The sequence below is a fragment of the Steroidobacter agaridevorans genome, from assembly GCF_009932555.1.
GTDB classification, from domain to species: Bacteria; Pseudomonadota; Gammaproteobacteria; order Steroidobacterales; family Steroidobacteraceae; genus Steroidobacter; species Steroidobacter agaridevorans.
The window spans coordinates 25,523-36,121 of sequence record NZ_BLJO01000005.1 but is presented as its reverse complement, the minus strand read 5'-3'; the positions used below and the strand labels follow the sequence as shown (position 1 = coordinate 36,121).

The 10,599-nt window shown below is 62.3% G+C and carries 9 protein-coding genes; 4 read left to right on the top strand and 5 right to left on the bottom strand.

Going from position 1 to position 10,599, the window contains the following annotated elements:
- Positions 1–72: 72 nt before the first annotated feature.
- Positions 73–2,109: an MDR family MFS transporter gene (locus GYH35_RS18230; RefSeq protein ID WP_202624400.1), complete on the top strand. Its 2,037-nt coding sequence runs from the start codon at positions 73–75 to the stop codon at positions 2,107–2,109.
- The gene (locus GYH35_RS18225) at positions 2,102–3,343 is read left to right on the top strand and encodes an MFS transporter (protein WP_161829179.1); all 1,242 of its coding nucleotides are present in this window, start codon (positions 2,102–2,104) and stop codon (positions 3,341–3,343) included. Before GYH35_RS18230 ends, GYH35_RS18225 begins: the two co-directional genes overlap by 8 nt.
- 25 nt (positions 3,344–3,368) lie before the next feature.
- On the opposite strand, the gene GYH35_RS18220 is transcribed toward GYH35_RS18225, so the two are convergent.
- From GYH35_RS18220 to GYH35_RS18205, 4 genes are all read right to left on the bottom strand, one after another.
- The gene (locus tag GYH35_RS18220; protein WP_161813083.1) at positions 3,369–3,602 is read right to left on the bottom strand and encodes a DUF6496 domain-containing protein; all 234 of its coding nucleotides are present in this window, start codon (positions 3,600–3,602) and stop codon (positions 3,369–3,371) included.
- Between the two features lie 75 nt (positions 3,603–3,677).
- Positions 3,678–4,880, bottom strand: a complete 1,203-nt coding sequence (locus GYH35_RS18215) for an exo-beta-N-acetylmuramidase NamZ family protein (protein ID WP_161829178.1) — start codon at positions 4,878–4,880, stop codon at positions 3,678–3,680.
- On the bottom strand, positions 4,877–5,443 hold the full coding sequence (locus GYH35_RS18210) for a DOMON-like domain-containing protein (protein ID WP_161829177.1): 567 nt from the start codon (positions 5,441–5,443) through the stop codon (positions 4,877–4,879). The genes GYH35_RS18215 and GYH35_RS18210 overlap by 4 nt, the downstream gene beginning before the upstream one ends.
- A 35-nt stretch (positions 5,444–5,478) precedes the next feature.
- Positions 5,479–6,861, bottom strand: coding sequence for a spinster family MFS transporter (locus GYH35_RS18205; RefSeq protein ID WP_161813086.1), 1,383 nt, complete (start codon positions 6,859–6,861; stop codon positions 5,479–5,481).
- A gap of 175 nt (positions 6,862–7,036) precedes the next feature.
- On the opposite strand from GYH35_RS18205, the gene GYH35_RS18200 reads away from it, so the two are divergent.
- Positions 7,037–8,332 carry an MFS transporter gene (locus GYH35_RS18200; RefSeq protein ID WP_202624399.1) on the top strand — a complete coding sequence of 432 codons (1,296 nt, stop codon included), beginning with the start codon at positions 7,037–7,039 and terminating at the stop codon, positions 8,330–8,332.
- Between the two features lie 90 nt (positions 8,333–8,422).
- Here the strand turns inward: GYH35_RS18200 and GYH35_RS18195 are convergent, their stop codons facing one another.
- Positions 8,423–9,709 carry a S41 family peptidase gene (locus tag GYH35_RS18195; RefSeq protein WP_161813088.1) on the bottom strand — a complete coding sequence of 429 codons (1,287 nt, stop codon included), beginning with the start codon at positions 9,707–9,709 and terminating at the stop codon, positions 8,423–8,425.
- 243 nt (positions 9,710–9,952) lie between these two features.
- On the opposite strand from GYH35_RS18195, the gene GYH35_RS18190 reads away from it, so the two are divergent.
- Positions 9,953–10,599, top strand: a 647-nt coding sequence (locus GYH35_RS18190; protein ID WP_161829176.1) for an ABC transporter ATP-binding protein, incomplete at its 3' end; no start/stop codon positions are given.

Genomic DNA, 10,599 nt, shown 5'->3' with positions numbered 1-10,599 from the left:
AACCTTGTGATGCGGGGCGGCGGCGGACGGTTTAAGCTCTGCGGCGTTTTTTGCGACCCTGAACCACCTCCCTTGAACGACTCGAGCGACTTACAAATCACGTCCGCCGAACGGCGCCTGACGCTGGCGGCGCTGGCGGTCGTCGTCCTGCTCAGCGCCCTCGACCAGACCATCGTCGCGACGGCCATGCCTCGCATCATCGAGCAGCTGCAAGGCCTGTCGATGTATGCCTGGGTCACGACGGCCTACATGCTCACGTCCACGGTCTCGGTGCCGCTTTATGGCAAGTTGAGCGATCAGTACGGACGCAAGCCGATTTTGATCCTGGGTGTCGTGGTGTTCCTGGTCGGTTCGGCGCTGTGCGGATTGAGCGGCGAGTTCGGCAGTTTGCCGGTGCTGGGCGACGGCATGATGCAGCTGGTGGTGTTCCGCGCTCTGCAGGGGCTGGGGGCCGGCGCATTGATGACTGTTTCATTCGCAGTCATGGCGGATATGTATCCGCCACGCGAGCGCGGCCGGTTGTTCGGTGTGTTTGGATCGGTGTTCGGTCTGGCCACGGTCGTGGGGCCATTCATCGGCGGCTTCTTCACCGATCATGGCACCGTGTCGATGGGCGCTTACGAGATTGCCGGCTGGCGCTGGGTTTTCTATGTGAACCTGCCGCTCGGCGCGCTCGCCTTGTTCATGATCGTTTATCGCATGCCTGCCTTGCGGAAGGGCGGCGGCGGCAACATCGATTATCTGGGCGCTGTGCTGGTTGTGCTGACCGCGGCGTCGCTGTTGCTCGGCCTGACGTTGGGCGGCACGCACTACGCATGGGATTCGCCTCGCATCCTCGGCCTGTTTGCCATGTCGCTGGTGTCGCTGGCGATTTTCATCTGGGTCGAAGGGCGCGCCCGCGAGCCCATTCTGCCGTTGCATCTCTTCAGCATTCCCACGTTCCGGATCGCGACGCTGGGTTCGTTCGTCATGAGCATGGCGTTCCTGGGCGTGGTGATGTTCATGCCCTTGTACATGCAGGTCGTGCAGGGCGTTTCGGCGGTGCAGAGTGGCGTGGCCCTGCTGCCGTTGATGCTTACATTGATCGTCAGCAGCATCGGCTCGGGTCGCATCGTCGCGCGCACCGGGAAGTACAAATGGTTGATGGTGAGCGGCGGTGTCCTGCTCGTCGCGGGTGTCGTTTCGCTGACCGGCATCGGCGCGGACACGACGCAAGCCGATTTGACGTGGCGACTCGCGTTGACCGGCCTCGGGCTCGGGCCGGCGCAGACGCTGTTCAGCCTGGTGATTCAGAACGCCGCGCCCGCGAATCAGATCGGCGTGGCTACCAGCATGAGCCAGTTCAGCCGGCAGATCGGCTCGACGGTCGGCGTGGCCATCTTCGGAACATTTCTTACGCATGCGCTCACGGCTGAATTGCCCAAGCACGTGCCCCAGCTGCCCGGCGGCAACCTCTCGCAGTTGGATCTGGCGCACGCTCAGAGCCAGGCCATGAATGTGGACCAGATTCGTGCGCGCGTGCACACGGCGCTCGATGAGCGATATCGAGTCATAGAGCGCGCCTTCAACGAAGATCAGCGCGCGGTGCAGGAAGTGCTAGCCGATTCGCGCCTGCCTGAAGCCGTCAAAGCGCCGCTGCGCGACGGCGGGCTGCGCGCGAAAACGCATGACGAGCTGGAGGAACGCACCGACGCGCTCGTCGCCGAATTGAAGGCGGGCGAAGCGGGGCGCGATCGATTGTTGAAGGATCCGGATCTGTCGCCCGCCATGAAGAAGCAGCTGGCCAATATTCCCTCGCGCGCCTGGAATGAGCCGGAAGTGATCGCCGGTGTCGCTACGTTGTTTCGCGACAGTTTGCTCGCCACCGAGAATGCGATCGTCGCCAAGCGCGCGCAGAACGCTTTGCAGATGGTCAAGGCAGGGATGACGATGTACGCGGACAAGCTGGTCGCCGACATTCAGCGCGGCGTGAAAGTGGCATTCGCCGCTTCAATCGCTCACATGCTGGAGCGAGCGCTGTGGATTGTCGGTCTCGCGCTGTTCGTCGTGCTGTTCATTCCCGAGCTGCCGTTGCGCGCGAAGCCGCATTCGGACACGGCCAGTGAATAACGCGACGACTACGGCGCCGCCTCGCCGCTCCTTCGCGGCCCTGCGCCATCCCGGTTATCGCGGGTTCTTCTTGAGCTTTGCCGGCGCGATGATGGCCGACAGCGTCGAGCACGTCATCAGCTACTGGATGATGTTCGAGAAGTTCCAGTCGAACGCGCTCGGGGCGTTCGCGGTGGTGTCGCACTGGCTGCCGTTTCTGCTGCTGTCGCTGCCGGTCGGCGCGCTGACCGATCATTTCGATCCGCGACGCCTGATTCAGATCGGCATGGTGATATTCATGGGCGTGTCGCTCGCCTGGGGGGCGCTGTTCCTGACCGACACGCTGGAGGTCTGGCATGCGATGGTGCTGCTGACTCTGCACGGTATCGCCGGTGTGTTGTGGACGCCTACCGCGCAGGTGCTGCTCCATCACGTCGTGCCAGCGGAGGATCTGCAAAGCGCCGTGCGATTGAATGCAACGTCACGGCAACTCGGCTTGCTCGGTGGACCGGCGATCGGTGGCGCGCTGTTGATGCTGCTCGGCCCCACGCACGGCATTCTGCTGAATGCATTTTTCTATTTGCCGACGATCGCCTGGTTGTGGAAAGCGCCGTATTCCCGAGCCGCGGCCGGGCAGGGGCCGCCGCGACGCGCGTTGCTTTCGTTGAGCGATGTGACGTCGACGCTGCGTCGCATCGGCTCGCACAAGACGTTGCTGTCGATGATCCTGCTGTCGGGCGGAGCGTCGTTCTTCATCGGCAATGCTTATCTGCCGCAGATGCCGGACTTCGCGCGCTCGCTGGGTCACGCCGATGCGGATCTTTCCTACAGCGTGTTGCTGGGTGCGGACGCGGTAGGTGCGTTGACGGCGGGTTTCATCTTGGAGAGTCGCGGCTGGCTGGCGCCGAATCCGCGCACGGCCATGATCCTGGCGATGCTCTGGTGTGCTGCGCTGGCCGGCTTCGCGATGTCGTCGGTCTATTCGCTCGCGGTGCTGCTGCTGTTCATCGCCGGTTTCATGGATCTGTCGTTCAACTCGATGGCGCAGACGCTCGTGCAGTTGAACGCGCCGGCCGACATTCGCGGCCGCGTGCTGGGCGTGTTCTCGATGATGGCGCTGGGATTGCGAACGTTCAGCGGTGTGACGGTGGGGTTGATGGGCGCCGCGATCGGCATTCACACTTCTCTGACCCTCAGCGCGCTGGCGCTGATCGCACTCAGCGCGCTGTTGCTCGTGCGCAGTTCCAAGGCTTGATCGGAGCTGCGCACGCTCGGGCGGCCTATTTCTTCTTCGAGCTCTTTTTCTTGCGGCCGCCGCCTTTGCGGCTGCTCTTCTTCTTCGGCACCTTCGCTCCGGAACGCCGCGCTTCGGACAAGCCGATCGCGATCGCTTGCTTGCGGCTCTTCACCTTCTTGCCGGAGCGACCGCTGCGCAGCGTCCCTTTCTTGCGTTCGCGCATGGTCTTTTCGACTTTCTTCGAGGCCTTCTTGCTGTACTTGCGTTTGGTCGCCATGAACGGCTCCTCGTGTGTCGGGATGGATCAGTCCCGACCACCAACGCCTCGACGCAGCGGGCTGTTCCGAAAAGCTTACCGATAGATCAGGAACGCCTCACGCTCCTGCGCCCACGATTTCTCATCGGGCTGCGTCGATGCATCCAGATCCGCAGCTGTGGAGTTCGCATCGTCGACCCATTCGCGCAGCTGCGGGCCGCCGTTGATGATGTCGATGGCCAGGCGATCCTTCTCGTATTCATAGTGAAAGTCGCGCCATAACGGATAGTCGGGATGCAGGCGACGGATGGCCTTGAACGCCAATGTTTGCAGGCGCCACGGCAGGAACGCGTGGTGGTCGTAGCTCGGATCTTCGACGTGAATCTGCAGTCCTGAGCAAAGTTTCCCGACATGTTTATGAAATGTCGGTTCGAAATAACAGGGACGCAGGCGACAGCCATGTAACCACTGCGGCGCCAGCGAGCGCATCTCGGTGAGCACTTGGTTCGCATCGATATCCGGCGCGCCGAACAATTCGAGTGGCCGCGTCGTGCCGCGTCCTTCGGACAGCGTGGTTCCTTCCAGCATCACGGTGCCCGCATAAGCGCGCGCCATCCAAAGATTCGGCGCGTTGGGGCTGGGATTGACCCAGGTTCGTTCGCCCAGCGGCCAACCGTAACCCGGTGCACTTTCCGGTTGCCAACCTTGCATCTCGACCACGCGGTAATCGACGTTGAGCTTGAGCGTGCGCACGAACCAATGCGCGAGCTCGCCGAGCGTGAGGCCATGCCGCATCGGCAGCGGTCCCGCGCCGACGAAACTTTCCCAACCGGCGCGCAAACGCAATCCTTCGATCGGTCGGCCGGCGGGATTCGGGCGATCGAGCACCCACACCGACTTGCCATGCTTCGCCGCTGCTTCGAGCACGTAGCGCAGTGTGGTGATGAACGTGTAGATGCGGCAGCCGAGATCCTGCAGATCGACGAGCAGCACATCGAACGGCTGCATCATCTCGTCCGTGGGTCGTCGCACTTCGCCGTACAGGCTGAAGACCGGAATGCCATGGATGGGGTCGTTGAAGGTCGGCGACTCGACCATGTTGTCCTGCTTGTCGCCGCGCAGGCCGTGTTGCGGACCGAAGGCCGCCGTGAGCTTCACTCCCGCGGCCGCAAGCGCATCGAGGGAATGAGTCAGATCCGTCGTGACGGACGCGGGATGGGCGAGCAGCGCGACCCGCTTGCCTTGTAACTCACGACGCAGCGACGGCTCGTCGAGCAGCCGATCGATACCGAACTTCATGCAGGATCTCCGGCCAGCCGCAAGGCAAAGCCATCGCGATGATGAAAATCGGGCTTGCCCGGCGGATGCGCCAGCGCCCAATAGGAAATGACGCCTTGATCGCTTTGCATGACCGCCGAGAGGGCGAGCCGCAACTCGCGGCCCTCGATCTCACTGGCGGTCAGCCCCGGAATGGCGCCGAGGTGGATGTCCACATCGGCTTCCAGCTCGTCGCCGTGACGACGAACGATCACGCGCGGCGGCGGCAGCGGGTTCAGCGACGTGACGTTCTGGCGATAGCCGCCGAATCGATACACCGCCCATTGGCTCGAGGGCGAGAAGTTGAATTCGAAGTAGGCGTCGCTGTCGCCGAAGCCGATGAACGCTTCCAGGCAGGTCTGCTGCCACAACAGATCCTGGAACCTGCTGGCCGCCTGGGCCGGCAGTTGCAGGCGATCGATGTCGCCACGGATCCGATAGTCCAGCACCAGCAGGTCCGACGTGAGGGAATCCACGTCGACCGTGATGCCCGTGACGATATTGTCCGGTGTCGACGGGTGGCAGAGCAGTGGTGTGGCGTGCATGCGCGCATTCTAGTCCACTCCGCCGCCCGCGGGCGTCAGTGCCAGTTCGCGGTTGCCGCAATCTTTTCCCGGTACAACGGCCGGGCCAGCCACAGCAGTGTCGCGGCGATGCTGCTGCCCACGACCACGACGATGGCCAGTCCCCAGCGAATCTGCGCCGGGTCCTTGAGGATGTAGTCACTGATGAACGGCACCAGCGCCGGGCCGACGCCCATGCCGATCAAGTTGATCGTGAACAGGTACACCGAGGAGATCTGCGCGCGCATCTGGTTCGGCGTGACTTGGTTGACCGCCATCGGGCCCATCGCCACATAACCATGGAAGGGCAGGCCGGCAACGCAGATTGCCACGCACGCGATCGCAAACGACGGCATGAACGGGGTGAGCGAGCTCGTGATCAGTGTCGCCAGCGCCACGACCAGGCAGACCTTGATCGGCGCGTCGGTTTGACCGCGCGCTGCCCAGAAATCGCAGAGCTTTCCGGCGAGCAGGATGCCGGTCGTATTGATGAATATGGTGGACAGGCCGATGACGATGCCAACCTGCGCTGGCTGCACTCCATACGTGCGGGCAATGACCGTCGGCAGCCAGGCGCCCACCGAGTAGCCGATCATGGCCAGCATGGCGAGCGCGATGAAGTGCAAGCTGTAAAAGTTGCCGTGCTTGACCAGGAACTTCAGCACTTCGCGGAACGGCACTTTCTGGCCGAAGTCTTCACCGCTCGCCGATTGGATTTTCATCAGTCCGCGACGCGCCGGCTCTCGCACCCCAAGCAGCAATAACGGCAGTAACAATCCCGGAGCGCCGGTGACGATGAAGACGAATTGCCACGCGCGGACTTCGCCGAGCAGCGGCAACGTGAATGTCTTGCCTTCTCCCGAAATGGCGGCGACCACCAGGCCGCCCACCAGCATCGCGATGCCTGCGCCGATTGCGATTCCCATGTTGTAGACGCTGAACGCGCGGCCTTGTTTCTCTCGCGGGAACGCATCGCTGATCATCGAGTACGCCGCTGGCGAAAGGGCCGCTTCGCCGACACCGACGCCGGCGCGAGCCAGGCACAGTTGCACCCAGTTCTTCGCGAGACCGCAGAACGTCGCCATCAGCGACCACGCGACGATGCCCGCCGCTACGATGCTCTTGCGGTTCATGCGATCGGCGAGTCGGCCGATCGGAATGCCGAAGAACGTATAGAAGAGTGCGAACGCAAACCCTTGCAACAAGCCGATCTGTGTATCGGTGACCTGCAGATCGCGTTTGATGGGCTCGACCAGCAGCGAAATGATCTGCCGGTCGATGAACGAGAAGATGTAGAACAGCAGCAGTACGAAGACCAGATACCAGGCCTGCGCCGAGGCCGGATACGGCACGGCTCCAGCGAATGCGGGCGGCGTGGCCGCCGGATCCTGAGTATTCAATTGTGTTCCCCCGTGCAGGCGCTCGAATGGAATTAAGCCTTTCGCAACTGCATCGCGGTCGCCGCCTGTCTTCCTGGTGGGGCGTACCGACAATTCAAATCAGTGTAGTCGCAGCAGCGGCTGGCGGCGAGCCCAGCTTGTTGATTTCATAGGGCGGAACAAAGTCGCTTGTGAGTTGTGCAACCTTCCGGGCATCCTGCGCGCCATGTATTCACAAGAGCAGCCGGCTTCGGTCGCAGCTGTCGATGACAAACCGCGCGTCGGCTGGGGATTCATCACGCTCCACGCGCTGGCCTACACAGGCACGTGGCTGGCGTTGCTAACGCCGGTGCTGGTGACCATTGCCTTGCGAGTGCGGCATCTCGCGCCCGAGACAGCTGCGTCGAGTTTGTCGCTGGTGCTGGGGCTCGGCGCGTTCTTCGCGCTGGTCGGCAATCCTTTGTTCGGACGATTGAGCGATCGGACCACCTCGCGCTTCGGCATGCGCAGGCCGTGGCTGATCGGCGGAGTCATCTGCGGCGCGCTGGCGTTGTTGCTGATAGCAACGGCAACCAGCATCGCGGTGGTGCTCATCGGTTGGTGCCTGGCCCAGCTCGCATTCAATGCGGTGCTGGCGGCGATCATTGCCGTGTTGCCCGATCAGGTGCCCGCGGAACAGCGCGGCACGGTTGCCGGTGTGATGGGTGTTTGTCTGCCGCTGGGGCAGGTGAGCGGCACGTTTCTCGTGCAATCGGTTGCCACTTCGACGTTGCACACCTTCATGGTACCTGCGTCGATCTGTGTCGCGGTCGTGTTGTTGTTTGCTGTGATGTTGCCCGATCGGCGCCTCGCGCCTGGCCAGGTCGCGCCGCTGGGCTGGCGCGATGTGATTGCAATCTATTGGGTCAATCCACGGCAGTATCCGGACTTCGGCTGGACCTGGTTGAGTCGATTGTTACTCGTGCTGGGCACCGCGTTCCTGAATACCTATCAACCGTTTTATTTGATCGACAAGCTCGGTCACGCCGAGGTGCAAATTCCGACGCTCATCTTCCAGGGCATCCTGGTGCAGACTGTCGCCATCATGGCGGTGAGCATTCTCGGCGGTCGGCTGTCGGATGCGATCGGCCGCCGCAAGATTTTTGTGGTCATCGGCGGTGCGGTCTATGCGATCGGATTGTGGGTGATCGCCGCCGCGCCGGACTATCCAACCTTCCTGCTCGGCATGACTATCACCGGCATCGGCCATGGTGTTTATTTCGCAGTCGATCTGGCGCTCGTGACCGATGTTTTGCCGAATCGATGGCGCGACGCTGCCAAGGACCTCGGCATCTTCAACGTTGCGAATGCATTGCCCCAAGCCATCGCTCCCGCCGTCGCGCCGGTGATCCTCGCGCTCACGGGGGGTAATTACACGTGGCTGTTCGCGATTGCAGGCTCGATCGCGCTGATGGCGTCAATCACCATCCTGCCCGTCAAGAGCGTGCGCTAGTGTTCTTCTGCCGCGGTCGAGCCGCCAGCCTTGACCGCCTGACTGTAGGTCGCGGGTGGAGCAGTGCGTGTACGTGTGCGATGACGCCAATTAGTGTCCGCTGCGCGCGCGTTTCAGCGCTTCATCAAGAGCCTCTGCGGCCGGCACCTTGACGTCGGGCTCGACTCCGGTGCTTTCCCAGTTCGTCTTGGTGATCGGGTTGACGAATCGCCCGAATGGCACGCGGATGAAGAAGTGATCGTCGATCCGGTGCGGAGCTACGGTGTGGGCGCCGCCGGCCGTCGTCTCACCGATCAGGGTCGCTCGCTTGAGGCTCTTCAGGTCGTAGCTGAATACTTCACCCGCGGAAAACGTTCTATTGGATGTGAGCACAAAAACATTCTTGCCGGCCTTCTTCTTTCCCGGCACGTAGGGAACCGTCCAGAACTGCTCGGTGATGTTTTGGTTGCGGTCGTAGAGATCGTCGAGGTGCACGACCTCGTCGAATAGATAGCTTGAGATCAGGGCCGCCATGCGCGGCGCTCCACCGCCGTTGTCCCGCAGGTCGATGATGATGGAATCGCTGTCGGCGAGGAAGGTCATGGCAGCGACCGCGGTCGATCCGCAATGGTCAGGCTCCTCGAAGCCATTCAATTTCAGATAACCGATATTCGGAGGATAGTGCTCAGCCTTCGCGAAACCGCAGTTGGTGGCGGCGAGCCGGGCAGGGTCGGGGCGGGGACGAGCGGTTGGCTCTGCGGGGGGCGTGCTCTTGGCGAAGAAATCCACCGTAACGTGCTTGTCGCCGGTTAGCGTGCGCAGGTCGTCGGTGAGCCGGATCGCGAAAATCCGACCATCCGTGATGTCTCGATAAGCGCCCTGCTTCTGCTGCGTTCCGAGTTTCTCCGCTGTCGTTCTCCCCACATCCGGAAACAGATAAAACTGAGCCAGCAGTTTGGCTGCCCCGTCAATCACACGGCTGCGCTGAGCTTCATCCAAAACGACCTCCGCAGCGTTGGCGCCAGCCGGAGCGAGCCTCAACAGGCGGATATGATCTGCGTCGCTCGACCGGACTACGAGGCTGCCGAGAGTCTGTGCCGAGCTCGCTCTTTCCTTGACCCGGAAAACGATCCATAACTTGTCGCCTTTATCGATAGTCACAAGATCGTAACCCCCGGTGCGCGCCCGCTGGTTCATCTCTTGGTCAAGACTCAACCACGGAGCATGGGCCTTCTGGAAGGATTGGAATCTTGCCCTGTCGCCGCTGTTGAACGCGTCGAGCCACGCGGCCAGCGCGTGGCCGGCCGGCGTATCTGGAATGATCGGCGCAGGCGCAGCGGCGAGCGCCAGGCCCGGCGCGATAGAGAACAGCGCTCCAAGGAATCGACCAATCGTCATGGCGCCCTTTGCACGTGCTGGCTCGATATATCGCTACTCTGCTGCAACTCCCTATACCAGACATTCTCGAACGGCTGCAAAGGGGCGAGGCCGGGCACAAAAATGGGCCGACGGTCGAAACGAACGTCACGCAATTCAGATTCGGCTCTTGATCGACCTGGAGAAGGGCGTGTCGCACTCGGTTCTCTTCAGCCGGGAACTCTGATAGAAGCCTGAACTACTACTACAACGGCAGGCAAACCCATGGACGTTGCTGCTCCACCGCTCGTCGAGCTCAGCGCGGTGACTGTACGCTACGGCAAGTTTCTGGCTCTGGACGGTCTTTCGCTCACGGCGCGGGCTGGCGAGATCTACGGGTTTCTGGGCCGGAATGGCGCGGGGAAGACGACCACCATGCGTGTATTGATGGGGGTCCTCGAGCCCGTCGCGGGCGAGATCCGGCTATTCGGCGAATCGATGAAGCGCGTGCCCGTGTCGATCAAACGTCGGATCGGATACGTATCCCAGGAACAGAACTTCTATCCGTGGATGAACGCCGAGCAGTTGGGGCGGTTCGTCGGTGCTTTCTATCCGACATGGGATGAAGCGGAGTACGGACGCTTGCTTCAGGTGCTCGATATCCCGCCCCGCCGCCGGGCCGCCGAGTTGAGTGGCGGCACACGAACGAAACTGGGACTCGCCCTTGCCCTGGCGCCGCGGCCTCCGCTTCTGTTGCTCGATGAGCCGACGACCGGCCTGGATCCTGTTGCCCGGCGCGAGTTCAACGATTTGGTCGTCGCAATGGTCGCGGAACGAGGAGTCACGGCGTTCTTCTCCTCGCATCTGGTCGATGACGTCGAATCCATCGCGACCCGTGTGGGCATCATCCAGGCGGGTCGCATGCGCATCGA